This window comes from Streptomyces sp. NPDC051172, assembly GCF_040682555.1.
Classification (GTDB): Bacteria; Actinomycetota; Actinomycetes; order Streptomycetales; family Streptomycetaceae; genus Streptomyces.
In genome coordinates this window covers 110,251-126,426 of the sequence record NZ_JBFBBE010000003.1, presented here as the reverse complement: position 1 = coordinate 126,426, position 16,176 = coordinate 110,251, and the positions used below count along the sequence as shown (strand labels likewise).

The window sequence follows — 16,176 nt, the reverse complement described above, 5'->3', positions numbered from 1 at the left end:
AACGTAGTCATCGGGGCACCTCCCTGATCATTGGATCGTGATGACTGGGGCTGGTCACTCGACGACGCTGGGGTCGGGGGGACTGCTCAGGGTGAGTGACGGGACTCGAACCCGCGACATCCTGGACCACAACCAGGTGCTCTACCAGCTGAGCTACACCCACCATGACCGGCGGTCTGCTTCGTGGTTTTCCGACCGGCCGAGAAAAAGTGTACAGGGTCCGAAGGGGTGCTCGCGCACGCCTTTCGCGGCGCCCCCTCGGGGGCGTTACTCCGCAGGCAGGACGTGCTTCGCCGCGATCGACCTGGCGGTGTCGGAGTCGGGGCCGGGCTGCGGCACGAAGATCGCCTCGCGGTAGTAGCGCAGTTCCGCGATGGACTCGCGGATGTCGGCGAGTGCGCGGTGGTTGCCGTTCTTCTCGGGGCTGTTGAAGTAGGCCCGCGGGTACCAGCGCCGGGCGAGTTCCTTGATGCTCGACACGTCGACGATCCGGTAGTGGAGATAGTCCTCGAGCGTCGGCATGTCGCGGAGCAGGAAGCCGCGGTCGGTGCCGACCGAGTTGCCGCACAGCGGGGCCTTGCCGGGCTCCTTGACGTGCTCGCGGACGTAGGCGAGGACCTGTTCCTCCGCGTCGGCCACCGTCGTGCCGCCGGCGAGTTCGTCCAGAAGCCCGGACGCGGTGTGCATCTGACGCACCACCTCCGGCATCGTCTCCAGCGCCTTGGACGGCGGGCGGATGACGATGTCGACACCCTCGCCGAGGATGTTCAGCTCGGAGTCGGTGACGAGGGCGGCCACCTCGATGAGAGCGTCGTCGGACAGCGAGAGGCCGGTCATCTCGCAGTCGATCCACACCATGCGATCGTTCATGCGACCACCCTAAGGCTGGCGCCCGCAAAATCGGCCCCCTGGTGTTCGAGGAGCAGGGGTACGGGAGGAGGAGGCGGGTGGCCTCGGTCACCCGCCCCCTCCTCGACGTCATGTGCCGCTGCGCTGCCCCGGCAGACTCGCCCGGCTCGTCGCATAGGCCTCGCGGCCGTTCTCCGCCGCGGCCGCGGCGGAAAGCGACGCACCCGATCCCACGGCACTCGCCGCCGCGCGCCGGCTCTGCAGCGGAACCGGTCCCTCCGGGTGCAGCAGGGGCGCCGGCCCCGGAGCCCCGGCCGCGCCCTCCATGTCGGCCGGCTTGTCGCCCTGCGGACGGCGAGCGCGGTACGCGGCACGGTAGGCCGCCGGGGACGACCCCAGCTGGCGGCGGAAGTGGCCGCGCAGGGCCACCGGCGAGCGGAAGCCGCAGCGGCCCGCGACCTCGTCCACCGAGTAGTCCGACGTCTCGAGCAGCCGCTGGGCCTGCAGCACCCGCTGGGTGATCAGCCACTGCAGCGGGGCGCTGCCGGTGAGCGAGCGGAACCGGCGGTCGAAGGTGCGCCGGCTCATGTACGCACGGGCGGCGAGGGTCTCCACGTCGAACTGCTCGTGGAGGTGCTCCAGCGCCCAGGCGACGACCTCCGCGAGCGGGTCGGCGCCGATCTCCTCTGGTAAAGATCGATCGAGGTAGCGCTCCTGACCGCCCGACCGGCGCGGCGGCACGACCAGACGCCGGGCCAGTGCGCCCGCCGCCTCGTTGCCGTGGTCCGTCCGCACGATGTGGAGACAGAGGTCGATTCCGGCCGCCGTACCCGCGGAGGTCAGCACGTCGCCGTCGTCGACGAAGAGCTCTCTCGGATCGACGTGCACCGACGGGTAGCGCTTGGCCAGCGTCGGTGCGTACATCCAGTGTGTTGTCGCGGGGCGGCCGTCCAGCAGGCCCGCCGCCGCGAGCACGAAGGCGCCGGTGCACAGCCCGACTATGCGGGCGCCCTCCTCGTGCGCCCGACGCAGTGCGTCGAGCGCCTCCTCCGGCGGCGGAGACGTGATCGAGCGCCAGGCCGGTACGACGACCGTGCCGGCGCGCGATATCGCCTCCAGGCCATGTGGCGCGGTGAGTTCCAGGCCCCCTGTGGTCCGCAGCGGGCCTTCCTCGCCGCCGCACACCAGCAGTCGGTAGCGCGGCACGCCGGCGTCCTGGCGGTCGATCCCGAACACCGACAGCGGTATGGAACTCTCGAAGATGGGGCCGCCGCTGAACAGCAGCACCGCGACGATCTCCTTGCGGCGTCGCCCGGAAAGCTTCCGGGCCGCGGCTTCCGGCGCGGCAGTGGAGTCGTGGCTCATACTGCTAAGCCCCCCTCGGTGGTCGCGGCTCCTCGGTTGTGTCGCTCCTGCACGTTTCCCCTCGGTCCTGCACGAGTCCCCCGCCGTAAGACGTCAAGATCGAATCTACTGTGTCGCACGATGCCGGTGTGACCAGTTCGCCAAGTGGCACATTGTCGACATGGCAACTTGGCGTGAAGCATTCGATCACGAAGCGTTGCACTCGCGGGCCGTGCAGGGAAGTGCGCCTTGTCGCAGTGGCCAATCCACGTAGGGTGCGCGGGGCTCCCGCGCCCCTGTTTCTGCAGGTGGAACGGGGGTTGGGGGGTGGCCGGGGCAAGGGGTGCACGGGGTCCGGAAGTTGGCTGAAAAGCATCGGACGTGTGCGCGGAAACCGGTCAGCCGACCGGTGTACTTCCCCCAGTGTGACGCCTGCCTCTGTGGGCGCCCGTGCCACTCCTGTGGTGGCGGCCCCGGCGGGAGGTGTGATCCTCGCTCGGCGGACGGGCCGCCACGCGCTCGGACTGGCGCAGCAGCAGCCGGCACACCGCGGTGACGGCGGCGAGACCGAACGCCGTGCCGGCGGCACCGGCGAGCGAGGCGCCGTACCAGAGAAGGACCACGGGGACGAGGACGCAGCTGAACGCCGCCCAGCGGACGACATCGGTCACGGTGTCCTGGGGCGGGGCGGTCGCGCGGGGAGTCTCGGGGGTGGGGTGCGGTCCGGACATGCGTGCTCCCTGGGGCCTGGGTCTCGGTGTTCAACGCGTGTTCGACCGGGCGGTCACTGTACGCGGCCGCCGTCGGCCCCCGGGCAAGTGAACCCTGTGCAAACCGCCTGTACAGCGCAGCAACCATTGCGTTACGGGCGCACCCTCGTGCATGCTCCCTGGAACCCCCACGCACCGTGGGTGGGATCTGGGCTAAGGAGGCGTGCCGCCGTACCCTTGGGGGTATGGGGTTGGGAAGATGATTCCCGGACACAGCTCCGCCGCACTGCTGCATCCGTCAGCGAGATCCGCTCGCGGGTCCTCCCATAAAAGGATCAAAACGCCGAGACAGCCATGGCCGGTCACGAATTCTTCGAACCCGCGGACCGCAAGCGCCCCGTCGCCGATCCCACGGCGGCCGAGCCCCAGGCGGCCGAAGAGCCACGCCATTCCTGCGATCCAGCCTTCAAACACGGCGTCGTCGTCGGCTTCGACGGTTCCACGTCCAGTGAGCGCGCCCTCGCCTATGCGATCGGCATGGCCCATCGATCCGGATCGGGCCTGATCATCGTGCACGTCGCCAACCGGCTGCCCACCACGGTGTGGGCCGGCTGCGAGCCACCGGTCTTCGTCGACGTGCCGGACCACCGCACCGAGGTACTGGGGCTCGAGCTCGCCTGTGCCGACTATCTGGCCGAGGTGCCCTGGATCCTGGTCGAGCGCGGCGGCGACATCTGCCACGAACTCGAAGAGGTGGGGCGGGAGTACGAGGCGGACGCGATCGTCGTCGGCTCCACGCAGGGCATCGTGGGGCGGATTTTCGGCTCCGTCGCGGGGCGGCTCGCCAAGCGGGCGAAGCGGCCCGTCGTTGTCATTCCGTAACTCCTCGTCCTCCCAGGTGAGATGCGATCCGGGAACGGGCTCCCGCCTTTGTGCAGCGCGCAAATCTACTCGCGCGTAGAGGTGTTTGTGCCTTTGTGAAGGGCATATATCGGTCACCGCACAACTGCACATGCATGAAGGGAGCCCGCCGTGGACAACGACGTCTCCGCGGGAAGCGGAACCACTACCGTGGTCGGCCGACTCGCCCTGGGTATCACCCTGTTGGCGTTCGGACTCGGATACACCCACGTGATCAATGGCGTGTCGGCCGCTGACGCCGTCTCACTGGCCCACTACGTAGGCGGCGTTGCGCTCTTCGTCGCCGGACTTCTCGCCTTCCGTGACGGTGACTCCGTCAACGGGACGGCGTACTCGGCGCTCGGCGCGCTGTGGTTCACCTGGGCCGTGACCGCCGGCAACTCGATGTCCGCCAACGCGGCGGGGCTGTTCCTGGCCCTGTTCGCCCTCGTGGCCCTGACGTTGACCCTCGCGGGTGGGGATCAACTGACGCAGGGTACGTACGGGTTGTTCTTCGTCTCGCTGGTGCTTCTCGCCATCGCGCAGTTCGCGACCAGCGGGTCGCTCGCGAAGGTGGGCGGCTGGTTTGCCGTGGCGGCCGGGGCGGTTGCCTGGTACGCGGCCACTGCGGCTCTCGCGCACTGGCCGACGGTGCTTCCGCGGCGTGCCGCCGGTCGGGGTGTGACGGCCACCGGCTAGCTGCGCAGGCCGGGGGTTTGGGCGGCCCCCGGCGCATGGAGCGGACCCCCCGTGCTCAGGTGGCAGCACGTGGGGGTCCGTTCTGTTGTGTGGCCTCTGCGGGTGGGTCGGGGGTGCCGCTACTCGACCGTCACGGACTTTGCGAGGTTCCTGGGCTTGTCGATGTCGCGGCCCAGGGCCAGGGCCGTGTGGTAGGCGAGGAGTTGGAGGGGGATGCCCATCAGGATGGGGTCGAGTTCGTCCTCGTTCTTCGGGACGACGATCGTCTCGTCGGCCTTCTCCTCGTGCTGGTGGGCCACCGCGAGGATGCGGCCGCTGCGGGCCTTGATCTCCTCCATGGCGGCGCGGTTCTTCTCCAGGAGGTCGTCGTCGGGGACGATCGCGACCGTGGGGAGGGCCGGCTCGATGAGGGCCAGGGGGCCGTGCTTGAGCTCGGAGGCCGGGTAGGCCTCGGCGTGGATGTACGAGACCTCCTTGAGCTTGAGGGAGGCCTCGCGGGCGACCGGGTAGCCCCGGACGCGGCCGATGAAGAGCATCGAGCGGGCGTCGGCGTACTGCTCGGCCAGCTTCTTGATCTCCTCCTCCTGCGCCAGGACCTCGGTGATCTGGGCGGGGAGCCTGCGCAGGCCCTCGATGATCCGCTTGCCGTCGCGGACCGAGAGGTCGCGGGTGCGGCCCAGGTGCAGGGCGAGCAGGGCGAAGGCGACCGTGGTGTTGGTGAAGCACTTGGTCGAGACGACGCAGACCTCGGGGCCCGCGTGGACGTAGATGCCGGCGTCCGCCTCACGGGCGATCGCCGAGCCGACCACGTTCACGATGCCGAAGACCCGCGCGCCCTTGCGCTTCAGCTCCTGGACGGCCGCGAGGACGTCGTAGGTCTCACCGGACTGGGAGACCGCCACGTAGAGGGTGTCGGGGTCCACGACCGCGTTGCGGTAGCGGAATTCGGAGGCCGGTTCGGCGTCCGCCGGGATGCGGGCCAGCTCCTCGATCATCTGGGCGCCGATCATGCCCGCGTGGTACGAGGTGCCGCAGCCGAGGATCTTCACCCGGCGGATCTGGCGGGCCTCGCGTGCGTCCAGGTTGAGGCCGCCGAGGTGCACGGTGGAGAAACGGTCGTCGATGCGGCCGCGCAGCACGCGGTCCACGGCTTCGGCCTGCTCGTGGATCTCCTTGTGCATGTACGTGTCGTGGCCGCCCATGTCGTACGAGGCGGCCTCCCACTCCACGGTGGTGGGCTCCGCCGTGGTGCGGGTGCCCTCCGTCGTGTACGTGCGGAAGTCGTCGGCCTTGAGGGTGGCCATCTCACCGTCGCCGAGAGTCACTATCTGCCGCGTGTGGGCGACCAGGGCGGCGATGTCCGAGGCGACGAACATCTCCTTCTCGCCGATGCCGAGGACCACCGGGGAGCCGTTTCGGGCCACCACGATCCGGTCCGGGAAGTCGGCGTGCATCACCGCGATGCCGTACGTGCCCTCGATGACCCGGAGGGTCTCGCGGACCTTCTCCTCCAGGGTCTCGGCCTGGGCGCGGGCGATGAGGTGGACGAGGACCTCGGTGTCCGTCTCGGAGAGGAACTCGACGCCGTCCGCCTCCAGCTTGCGGCGCAGGTCGGAGGCGTTGTCGATGATGCCGTTGTGGACGACGGCGACCTTGCCCTCGGCGTCCAGGTGCGGGTGTGCGTTCACGTCGGAGGGGGCGCCGTGGGTGGCCCAGCGGGTGTGGGCGATGCCGGTCGTGCCCTTGAAGCGGGCCGGGACCTTGGCCTCCAGGTCGCGGACCCGGCCCTTGGCCTTGACCAGCTTCAGGCCGGCCGCCTTGGGGGACGTCACGACGATGCCGGCCGAGTCGTAGCCGCGGTATTCGAGCCGCTGCAGACCCTCCAGCAGGAGGGGCGCCACATCACGCTTCCCGATGTATCCGACGATTCCGCACATGTATACGTAGTCCTAGCCGTAGACGATGCGGCGCAACTGCCTGAGCGTAAGCTCCGGCGGCGCGACCGCCCGGTATTTCAGGTCCGCCTCGATCCGTTCGAAGATCTCCGCGTTCACCAGGCCCTGGGCCTGCAGCTCGCGGTGGCGGCGACGGACGTACTCCTCGGTCGTCTCGTCGAAGTAGGCGAGCACGTCCTGGATCACCCGCAGCGCCTCGCCCCTGCTCAGGGGCGTGGACCGCGTCAGATGATCAACAAGTTCGTCGTGCACCCGGTAGATCCTGAGGTACCGAAGGCGGTTTCGCAAGAATCCTGCCCGATATCGGGCAAGGGACTGTCGGGGTGACTGTTGAGGTTCTTGTGAACCTCTGTTCGCAAGCTGTCCATCCTCAGTCCTGTGCGCCGTTGCTCAAGTCGACGAGTTTCAGACGCCATGGACATACCTCGTATGGGAGTACCGGAGCAGCTGGCCGAGCGCATGAGCATGGCCGAGCAGCACGAGTACCTGCGCGCGAGATTCTCGCGGCGCAACCTGATGAGAGGCGGCGCCGTGACGATCGGCGCCGTCACCGGTGGCGCATTCGTGCCGGGTGCGGTGGCCCAGGCCGCCGTTCCCACGCAGCGGACCGCCCCCGCGACCGAGACGGTCGACGGCTCGCTCGTCGCTCCGTTCGGCCGCCACCTCGCCTACGGCAGCGACGCCAGCACCGAGATGACCGTCTCCTGGCAGGTGCCGGTCGCGGTGAACAAGCCCTTCATCCGCATCGGCGCCCACCCCTGGGACCTCTCCCGCAAGATCGAGGCCGAGGTCCGCAGCCTCTACACCCCGGCCGGTGTCGGCGCCAGCGGCGACCACACGCAGTACTACATCCACGCCAAGCTCACCCACCTGCGCCCCGGCAAGACGTACTACTACGGCGTCGGCCACCAGGGCTTCGACCCCGCCGAGCCGCACCTGCTGGGCACCCTGGGCACCTTCACCACCGCGCCCAGGCACAAGAAGCCGTTCACCTTCACGGCCTTCGGCGACCAGGGCGTCAGCTACCACGGCCTGGCCAACGACAGCCTGATCCTCGGCCAGAACCCGTCCTTCCACCTGCACGCCGGCGACATCGCCTACGCCGACCCGGCCGGCCAGGGCAAGTCCGCCGACACCGGCTTCGACTCGCGGGTGTGGGACCAGTTCCTCGCCCAGACCGAGTCGGTCGCCAAGTCCGTGCCGTGGATGGTGAGTTACGGCAACCACGACATGGAGGCCTGGTACTCGCCCAACGGCTACGGCGGCGAGGAGGCCCGCTTCACGCTGCCCGACAACGGTCCTGACAAGGCGAACCTGCCGGGCGTCTACTCCTTCGTCCACGGCAACACGGCGATCATCTCGCTCGACCCGAACGACGTGTCGTACGAGATCCCCGCCAACCTCGGCATCTCCGGCGGCACCCAGACCAAGTGGTTCGAGGCGCAGCTGAAGAAGTTCCGGGCGTCGAAGGACATCGACTTCATCGTCGTGTTCTTCCACCACTGCGCCTACTGCACCTCCACCGCGCACGCCTCGGAGGGGGGCGTGCGCCAGGAGTGGGTGCCGCTGTTCGAGAAGTACACGGTGGACCTGGTCATCAACGGCCACAACCACCAGTACGAGCGCACCGACGTGATCAAGGGCAACCAGGTCACCAAGAAGCTGCCGATCGGCGAGACCGCGTACCCCGAGACCGAGGGTGTCGTGTACGTGACGGCGGGCGCGGCGGGCCGCAGCCTGTACGCGTTCACCGCGCCGGACTCCTACGAGGGGCACGAGCACGAGGTCGACTCCGTCGCCTCGTTCATCAACACCAAGGACGGCAAGGTCAACGAGACCGTCGCCTGGTCCCGGGTGCGCTACCTCAACTACTCCTTCCTGCGCGTGGACGTCGAGCCCGCGCCGCGCGGCCACTACGCCAAGCTGAAGGTGTCGGGCATCGCCGAGACCGGTGACCGCATCGACCACTTCACGGTGGCGCGCAAGGCCAAGTAGGGCGTACGCCCCGAAGACAGGGCGTACGGGTCACAGGCGGTCCTCGCCGGCGCTACAGGCGCTTGAGGACCGCCTGTTTGGCCATCGTGAACTCCTCGTCCGTCAGGACACCCGTGCGGTGCAGCTCACCCAGTTCCCGCAGCCGCCGCAGCAGCGCGTCGTGGTCGTCCCGGGGCGGCTCCTCCAGCTGTTTCGGCGATACGTCCACGGGGGCTGCCGACGGGTGCGGCAGCCGGGCCTGCACGGCCGCCGCGACCAGCGCCATCAGCGGGTCCTTCTTGAAGCCCCACAGCTCCACCGAGTTGGGGTCGTACTTGGGCGGTGCCTTGGTGGCCGCGTCCCGTACGGTGAAGCGCAGGTGCCCGTTCTCCAGGCCGGCCGCGGGCTGCCACTCCACGGCGACGACGTCGGTGACGGCCAGGGTGCGGGTGCCGGCGGCGGCCTTGGCGTCCTCCGTCTTCCAGTTCCACTCCAGGCGGATCTGCTCGCCGTCGAAGCTCACGGTGCCGTCACCCGCGGAGACGGAGAGCGGCACGGGCGGGCCCGGGAGCAGGTACTGGTCCGCCGGATCGGACGGGACCTTGTCCAGGAGCAGGGCGTTGCGAACCTCGTCCGTGAAGTACTCGGCGACCCCGTAGCGGTCGGATTCGACGAGCAGTTGGTACGGGTCGTTCGGCTCGGTGAGCCGTCCGCCGGAGGCGTGCAGCAGCGGGTCGGCGCCGTCGCGCAGCCGCAGCCTCAGCCGCCCGGACTTCTTGCCCTGCTCGAAGGAGATCCCTGCCAACGCGCCCAGCGGGACGACGAGTTCACCCAGTGCCCGGCGGAGCAGGCTGACGTTCCTGTCCCGCCCGGGCGTCAGCCGGAGGGCATCGCCGTCGAAGACCCACGTGCCGTCCCTCTGGATGATTTCCGCCATGGGGGGATTGTTTCATCGGTTCTGCGAGAGAGTGGTCTCTACCAATCGGAGGGAGCGCATGTGAGACTGCACCGCGTTCTGGCGTCGCTGTTGCTCGTGGCGGCTGCCGGCACCTTCACGGTAGGAGCGACCATGCCGACGAAAGTGAGCCCGACCCCGCTCGACCGGGTGGTTCCGGCACTCGCATCGGTCAAGCCCTGGGGCTCCCCGTACCGCATCACCGGCGCCACCGCCATCCGCGTCGACGACTCCCCGCGGGTGGGCCGGATCGGCGAGTACCTCGCGGACATCCTGCGCCCGTCGACCGGCTACCGGCTACCGCTGGTCCACTGGGGCCGCGGCGGCATCCAACTCCGGCTCGAGAGGCAGACGAAGGGCGGGCTCGGGGCGGAGGGCTACCGCCTGGACAGCTCGGAAGGCGGCATCACCATCACCGCTGCCGAACCCGCCGGCCTCTTCCACGGCGTCCAGACCCTGCGCCAGTTGCTGCCGCCCGCGGTGGAGAAGAAGTCCGTACAGCCCGGACCGTGGCTGGTCGCGGGCGGCACGATCAAGGACACCCCGCGCTACGCCTACCGCGGCGCGATGCTCGACGTCTCCCGCCACTTCTTCACGGTGGCCCAAGTCAAGCGCTACATGGACGAATTGGCGCTCTACAAGATCAACGAACTGCATCTGCACCTCAGCGACGACCAGGGCTGGCGCATCGCCGTCGACTCCTGGCCGCGGCTCGCGACCTACGGCGGCTCGACGGAGGTGGGCGGCGGCCGGGGCGGTCACTACACCAAGGCCGACTACCAGGAGATAGTCCGGTACGCCGCCTCCCGCTATCTGGAGGTCGTCCCCGAGATCGACATGCCCGGCCACACCAACGCGGCCCTCGCCTCGTACGCCGACCTGAACTGCAACGGCATGGCGCCCCCGCTCTACACCGGCACCGACGTCGGCTTCAGCTCCCTGTGCGTCGGCAAGGACGTCACGTACGACTTCGTGGACGACGTCATCCGTGAGCTGGCCGCGATCACCCCGGGCCGCTATCTCCACATCGGCGGCGACGAGGCGCACTCCACCAGCCACGAGGACTACGTCAAGTTCATGGACCGGGTGCAGCCGGTCGTCGCCAAGTACGGCAAGACGGTGATCGCCTGGCACCAGATCACCGGCGCGCACCCGGCGAAGGGGGCGATCGCCCAGTACTGGGGCCTGGACGACACCGACGCGGCGGAGAAGGCTCAGGTCGTGAAGGCCGCGCAGAACGGGACCGGGCTGATCCTCTCGCCCGCCGACCGGATCTACCTCGACATGAAGTACACCGAGGACACCCCGCTCGGGCAGGACTGGGCCGGGCTGGTCGAGGTGAAGCGGTCGTACGACTGGGATCCCGGCGACTACCTTGCCGGAGCGCCGGGTTCGGCGATCAAGGGCGTCGAGGCGCCGCTGTGGACCGAGACGATCGTGACGGACGCCGACATCGACCACATGGTGTTCCCGCGGTTGGCCGGGGCGGCCGAGCTCGGCTGGTCGCCTGCGTCCACGCACGACTGGGACGCCTACAAGGTGCGGCTTGCTGCGCAGGCTGCGCGGTGGGATGCGCTGGGGATCGGCTACTACCGGTCGCCGCAGGTTCCCTGGTGATTCGTCTGACCGCAGGTGGGGGCTGGTCGCGCCCACGCGGCGGAGCCGCAAATTGACACAGCCCCGCGCCCCTAAAGGGGCGCCCGTCCAGCTGATCAGAACCCCGAGACGGGATTCTTCAGGGTTCCGATCAGCTGGAGGGCGCCCGCAGGGTCGGTCAGGTCGACCATCTGCCTGTTGTTGCGCAGTTGGAGCCGGTTGAGGCAGGACAGCGCGAACTCCGGGGCGAACATGTCGTACCGCTGGAACTTGTCGGCGAGTTCGGGCACCGACCCCTGGTACTCGCGGATGACCTCCGCGACCGTGCGCCAGAAGTCGTCCTCCGCCAGGATGCCCTCACCGGCGAGGTTCGCGGCGAGGAAGCGGAAGAAGCAGTCGAAGACGTCCGTGAAGATCGACAGGAGTTTCTTGTCCTCCGGGACGTCCACGCGCAGCCGCTCGACCGCCGGCGGGAGCACCGCGTCCGGGTCCATGACGGCGATCTCCTCGGCGATGTCCTTGTAGATCGCGCGCTGCACGACCCCGTCCTTCAGGACCAGGATCACGTTCTCGCCGTGCGGCATGTAGACCAGGTCGTAGGCGTAGAAGCTGTGCAGGAGCGGCGTGAAGTACGCCCGCAGGTAGTGCCGCAGCCACTCGGTCGGCGCCAGGCCCGACTGCTCGATCAGCGCGCCCGCGAAGGACGCGCCCTCGTGGTCGACGTGGAGGAGACAGGCCATGGTCGCCGGCGACTCGCCGTCCCGGAGGTCGGACACCGGGCTCTCGCGCCAGAGTGCCGCGAGCATCTTGCGGTACGGCGAGTAGCGGTCCGTGGCCTTCTCGTACTCCAGGTGCCGGTAGCCGACGGCGGCCCGCTCGCGGATGATCGACAGGCCGGTGGACTTCAGCACCGGATCGCCCTCGATCAGTTGGGCCAGCCAGTCGTTGATGGCCGGGGTGGCCTCCATGTAGGCGGCCGACAGCCCCCGCATGAAGCCCATGTTGAGGACCGACAGGGCCGTCTTCACATAGTGCTTCTCGGGGTGCGAGCTGTTGAAGAAGGTCCGGATGGACTGCTGGGCCAGGTATTCGTCGTCGCCCTCGCCCAGGCACACCAGGTGCCGGCGGGCGATCTCGGCGGCGAAGGTGACGGTGAGCTTGTTCCACCACTGCCAGGGGTGGACGGGGATGAGCAGGTAGTCGGCGGGGTCCAGGTCCTGCTCGCGCAGGATGCCGTGGAACCGCTCGACGGTCCGCTCGCCCAGCTCCTCCCGCACGAAGGTCTCGTACTCGATCCCGACCCCCGCCGTGAAGGCGGCGCGCGACCTGTGCGCGGCCAGCCACACCAGACGGACCGGGCTCGCGGTCTCGGGGGCGTACGACAGGTACTCGTGGATGCCGAAGCCGAGCCGTCCGTTGTTGGCGACGAAGCAGGGGTGGCCCTCGGTCATACCGGTCTCGACGGCCTGGAAGCCGGAGCGGGCCAGTTCGGCGGCCGGGATCTGCGGCTTGGTGAGCTTGTAGCAGGTGCCGGAGAGGGTGGAGGAGATCTCCTCCAGGTAGACGGGGAGGATCTCGTCGCTCAGGCCCAGCGCCGCCCTCAGCTCGATGAAGAAGTCCAGTGCGGCAAGGGGGAGTTCGGTGCCGTCGCGATGGCGGGTGATCGAGCCGGCGTCGATCTGCCAGTGGTCGAGGGCGCGGCGCGTGGCGGTGAAGCGGTAGCGGGTCAGGCCGTCGTCGCTGCGGACCACGTACCCGTTTCCGCCGGTGGCTTCCGGTGTGATCAGGCGCTCGTGCGCGAACTCGGCGAGGGCCTTGCGGACCAGCAGGCGGTTGGCCTGCTCCCAGCGTTCGGGTGAGAGGTGGGCCACGGTGTCGGTGAGGGTCATGCGGGCACCATCGCGTTCTCGAACTGCTCGCGTGTGCAGAAGCTCAGCAACGCCTTCTTCTCCGGCTTCCGGATCTCGCGTTCGGGCACGAAGCCGACGGCCTCGTTCAGGGCGTGGACGGCGGTGTTGGAGATGTCCGGCTCGACGACGACGCGTCGCACCGCCGGGTCCTCGAAGAGGCGTGCCATCACGGCGGTGATCACGGACCGGGTGAAGCCGTGCACGGGTGTGTCGGTGGCGGGGGTCAGGAAGTGCATGCCGATGTCGCCCGGCTGCGGCTCGTAGAGGCCGGCCAGTTCGCGGTGGGCGGGGTCGTAGTACTCCATCAGGAAGGCGGGTTCGCCGTCCCCGTCGAGCCCGAGCAGCGCGTGATGGTGCTCGTCGGCCGCGATCTCCATGTACGCGCGTTCGACGTCCTCCAGCTTCGCGTCCTGCATCATCCAGAACGCGGCCTTGGGGTGGGTGACCCAGGTGTGCAGGAGTTCGGCGTCGGTCAGCGGGTCGAGGGGGCGGAAGGTGAAGGTCGTCGGGCTCATGCGGTGAACTCCTGGAACGCGATGGTCTTCTCGACCGGGTAGTACTCGGTGCCGAGCAGCTCGCGGATGATGCAGCTGTTGCGGTAGGCGCCCATGCCCAGGTCGGGGCTGGTGATGCTGTGGGTGTGCACGCCGGCGTTCTGCAGGAAGACGCCCCGGCCGGTGGTGTCGATGGAGTAGTTGCGGGCGACGTCGAAGTTGCCGTGCGAGTCGTAGAGCAGCCGGTCGCGCACGGGCTTCAGGAACTCCGGCTCGGCGTACTGGTAGCCGGTCGCCAGGATCAGGCCCTCGGACTCGATCTCGTAGTCCTTCTCCTGCTCCTCCTGACGGAAGGAGAGCGTGTACGCGCCGTTCTCGTAACGCGCACTGGTCAGTGCGGAGTTGGTGAGCAGGCGGGTGGGCACGGGACCGCCGAGGTTCTTCTCGTAGAGCAGATCGAAGATCTCGTCGATCAGGTCGGCGTCGATTCCCTTGAACAGGCCCTTCTGCTCGGCCGTGAGCCGGTAGCGGGTGGCCTCCGGCAGCTCCCGGTAGTAGTCGATGTACTCCGGGGAGGTCATCTCCAGCGTGAGCTTGGTGTATTCGAGGGGGAAGAAGCGCGGGGACCGGGTGACCCAGTTCAGCCGGTAGCCGTGGACGTCGATCTCGCTCAGCAGGTCGTAGTAGATCTCTGCGGCGGACTGCCCGGACCCGACCAGCGTGATCGACTCCTTGCGCTGCAGCTCCGCCTTGTGCTGCAGATAGCGGGAGTTGTGGATGAGGTCGCCGCCCAGGTTCCGGCAGGACTCGGGGATGTGCGGCGGAGTGCCCGTGCCGAGGACGAGGCGGCGGGCGCGGTACACGTCTCCGCCCTCGGTGCGTACGAGGTAGTTCTCCGTCCCCTCGTCGTACGTCACCTCGGTGACGGTCGTGCTGAAGCGGACGCTGCTCAGGTTGTTCGCGGCCCAGCGGCAGTAGTCGTCGTACTCGACGCGCAGCGGGTAGAAGTTCTCGCGGATGTAGAACGAGTACAGCCGGCCCTTCTCCTTCAGATAGTTGAGGAAGGAGTACGGCGAGGTCGGGTCGGCGAGGGTGACCAGGTCCGACAGGAACGGGGTCTGGAGATGGGCGCCGTCCAGGAACATGCCCGCATGCCACTCGAAGTCCGGCTTCGACTCCAGGAAGACACCGTCGAGCTCGGCGATCGGCTCGGTCAGACAGGCCAGGCCGAGGTTGAACGGGCCGAGCCCGATCCCCACGAAGTCATGAGTCGCAGAAAGAGGGATCGGGTTTTCAGGACGCGCGGTCAAGGGACTCTCCCAGGTACTGCTCGGCGTGGCCGGCTATCAGGTCCAGGACGGCGGCGATGTCCTCGCTCGTCGTCTCGGGGTTGAGCAGGGTGAACTTGAGGTAGTGGCGGCCGCCCACCTCGGTGCCCGCGACCACCGCGTCGCCGGAGGCGAACAGGGCCCTGCGGGCGTACAGGTTGGCGCGGTCGATCTCGGCCGGATCGGTGACGGCGGCCGGGATGCACCGGAAGACGAGGGTGGAGAGGGACGGCCGGACGACCACGTCGAAGCGGGGGTCGGCGGCGAGGAGGGTCCAGCCCTCCTGCGCCAGGTCGCACACCTCGTCGAAGAGTTCGCCGATGCCGTCGGCCCCCATCACACGCAGCGTCATCCACAGCTTGAGGGCGTCGAAGCGCCGGGTGGTCTGCAGGGACTTGTCGACCTGGTTGGGGATGCGCTCGGTGACCATACGGCGCGGGTTGAGGTACTCCGCGTGGTAGGTGGCGTGGCGCAGGGTCGAGGCGTCCCGCACCAGTACGGCGGACGAACTCACCGGTTGGAAGAAGGACTTGTGGTAGTCGACGGTGACCGAGTCGGCACGCTCGATGCCCTCGATGCGGTCCCGGTACCTGAGCGAGGCGAGCAGCCCGCAGCCGTACGCCGCGTCCACGTGCAGCCAGGCGCCGAACTGGGCGCACAACTCGGCGATCTCCGGCAGCGGGTCGATGGAGCCGAAGTCGGTGGTGCCCGCGGTGGCGACGACGGCCATGGGGACCAGGCCGTCCTTCCGGCAGCGCTCCAGCTCACGGGCCAGGGCGACGGTCTGCATCCGCTTGTCGTGGTCCACAGGAACGGAGACCACGGCGTCCTCGCCGAGGCCGAGCAGTTTCGCGGACTTCTTCACGCTGAAGTGACTGACCTCGGAGGCGAAGACACGCAGTTCGGCGAGGGTGGCCCCCTCTTCCCACCCTGCCCGCCCCGGCTTGGCTTCCTCGCGGGCCAGCAGCAGCGCCTGCAAGTTGGACTGGGAGCCGCCGGAGGTGAACACACCGTCCGCGGCGGGTCCGAGACCGATACGGGCGGTCGTCCAGTCGATGAGCCTGCGTTCGATCAGGGTGCCGCCGGCCGACTGGTCCCAGGTGTCCAGGGAGGAGTTGACGGCGGACAGGACGGCCTCGCCGAGCACCGCAGGGATGACGACCGGGCAGTTGAGGTGGGCGAGGTAGCGGGGGTGGTGGAAGTAGACCGCGTCGCGGAGGTAGACGTCCTCCAGCTCGTCCAGGACCGCGCCGGTGTCGCCAAGTGGCCGGTCGAGGTCGATGGCGTCGATCCGGGGAGCGAGGGCGTCGACGGAGACACCGGTGAACGGACGGTCGGTGGTGGCGAGTGTGGCCGCCACCCGCTCGACTCCTTCGGTCACGCAGCGGCGGTAGCGCTCCGCGGTCAGGTCATTGAGCAGGTGCGAGCGCATTGGGGGTCCTCCGGTGGGGACAGTCCGTGC

Annotated in this window: 14 protein-coding genes and 1 tRNA gene; 4 read left to right on the top strand and 11 right to left on the bottom strand. The window is 68.8% G+C overall.

The window, feature by feature from the left end; translation table 11 throughout:
* Positions 1-90: 90 nt before the first annotated feature.
* From AB0N07_RS02825 to AB0N07_RS02810, 4 genes are all read right to left on the bottom strand, one after another.
* Positions 91-163: transfer RNA gene (locus tag AB0N07_RS02825), tRNA-His, on the bottom strand.
* Between the two features lie 104 nt (positions 164-267).
* On the bottom strand, positions 268-870 hold the full coding sequence (gene orn / locus AB0N07_RS02820; RefSeq protein WP_365831380.1) for an oligoribonuclease: 603 nt from the start codon (positions 868-870) through the stop codon (positions 268-270).
* 108 nt (positions 871-978) lie between these two features.
* A complete protein-coding gene (locus tag AB0N07_RS02815) occupies positions 979-2,214 on the bottom strand; it encodes a helix-turn-helix domain-containing protein (RefSeq protein ID WP_365831378.1) in 1,236 nt (411 codons plus the stop codon).
* A 377-nt stretch (positions 2,215-2,591) separates the two neighbouring features.
* A complete protein-coding gene (locus AB0N07_RS02810) occupies positions 2,592-2,924 on the bottom strand; it encodes a hypothetical protein (protein ID WP_115908014.1) in 333 nt (110 codons plus the stop codon).
* A 333-nt stretch (positions 2,925-3,257) separates the two neighbouring features.
* On the opposite strand from AB0N07_RS02810, the gene AB0N07_RS02805 reads away from it, so the two are divergent.
* Entirely contained in the window at positions 3,258-3,785 is a 528-nt protein-coding gene (locus tag AB0N07_RS02805; protein WP_115908015.1) for a universal stress protein, read from the top strand.
* Between the two features lie 150 nt (positions 3,786-3,935).
* Positions 3,936-4,502: a GPR1/FUN34/YaaH family transporter gene (locus tag AB0N07_RS02800; RefSeq protein WP_115908016.1), complete on the top strand. Its 567-nt coding sequence runs from the start codon at positions 3,936-3,938 to the stop codon at positions 4,500-4,502.
* Between the two features lie 119 nt (positions 4,503-4,621).
* Here the strand turns inward: AB0N07_RS02800 and glmS are convergent, their stop codons facing one another.
* Entirely contained in the window at positions 4,622-6,439 is a 1,818-nt protein-coding gene (gene glmS / locus AB0N07_RS02795; RefSeq protein ID WP_365831375.1) for a glutamine--fructose-6-phosphate transaminase (isomerizing), read from the bottom strand.
* 12 nt (positions 6,440-6,451) lie between these two features.
* Positions 6,452-6,709, bottom strand: a complete 258-nt coding sequence (locus tag AB0N07_RS02790) for a hypothetical protein (RefSeq protein WP_365831513.1) — start codon at positions 6,707-6,709, stop codon at positions 6,452-6,454.
* A gap of 177 nt (positions 6,710-6,886) precedes the next feature.
* Between AB0N07_RS02790 and AB0N07_RS02785 the strand changes: the two genes are divergently transcribed.
* Positions 6,887-8,452, top strand: a complete 1,566-nt coding sequence (locus tag AB0N07_RS02785; RefSeq protein WP_365831373.1) for a metallophosphoesterase family protein — start codon at positions 6,887-6,889, stop codon at positions 8,450-8,452.
* A gap of 52 nt (positions 8,453-8,504) precedes the next feature.
* Here the strand turns inward: AB0N07_RS02785 and AB0N07_RS02780 are convergent, their stop codons facing one another.
* Complete coding sequence (locus AB0N07_RS02780; RefSeq protein WP_365831371.1) at positions 8,505-9,368, bottom strand: DUF4429 domain-containing protein; 864 nt, start codon at positions 9,366-9,368, stop codon at positions 8,505-8,507.
* A 132-nt stretch (positions 9,369-9,500) separates the two neighbouring features.
* Here AB0N07_RS02780 and AB0N07_RS02775 point away from each other — a divergent pair, with 132 nt between their 5' ends.
* A complete protein-coding gene (locus AB0N07_RS02775; protein ID WP_365831369.1) occupies positions 9,501-11,003 on the top strand; it encodes a beta-N-acetylhexosaminidase in 1,503 nt (500 codons plus the stop codon).
* A gap of 95 nt (positions 11,004-11,098) precedes the next feature.
* Here the strand turns inward: AB0N07_RS02775 and AB0N07_RS02770 are convergent, their stop codons facing one another.
* Genes AB0N07_RS02770 through desA form a run of 4 tightly spaced genes read right to left on the bottom strand, consistent with a single transcriptional unit; the run spans position 11,099 to position 16,146 of the window.
* Positions 11,099-12,871: an IucA/IucC family siderophore biosynthesis protein gene (locus AB0N07_RS02770; protein ID WP_365831367.1), complete on the bottom strand. Its 1,773-nt coding sequence runs from the start codon at positions 12,869-12,871 to the stop codon at positions 11,099-11,101.
* Positions 12,868-13,407 carry a GNAT family N-acetyltransferase gene (locus AB0N07_RS02765; protein ID WP_365831365.1) on the bottom strand — a complete coding sequence of 180 codons (540 nt, stop codon included), beginning with the start codon at positions 13,405-13,407 and terminating at the stop codon, positions 12,868-12,870. The genes AB0N07_RS02770 and AB0N07_RS02765 overlap by 4 nt, the downstream gene beginning before the upstream one ends.
* Positions 13,404-14,696, bottom strand: a complete 1,293-nt coding sequence (locus AB0N07_RS02760; RefSeq protein WP_365831363.1) for a lysine N(6)-hydroxylase/L-ornithine N(5)-oxygenase family protein — start codon at positions 14,694-14,696, stop codon at positions 13,404-13,406. Before AB0N07_RS02760 ends, AB0N07_RS02765 begins: the two co-directional genes overlap by 4 nt.
* On the bottom strand, positions 14,680-16,146 hold the full coding sequence (desA, locus tag AB0N07_RS02755) for a lysine decarboxylase DesA (RefSeq protein WP_365831361.1): 1,467 nt from the start codon (positions 16,144-16,146) through the stop codon (positions 14,680-14,682). The genes AB0N07_RS02760 and desA overlap by 17 nt, the downstream gene beginning before the upstream one ends.
* Positions 16,147-16,176: the final 30 nt, after the last annotated feature.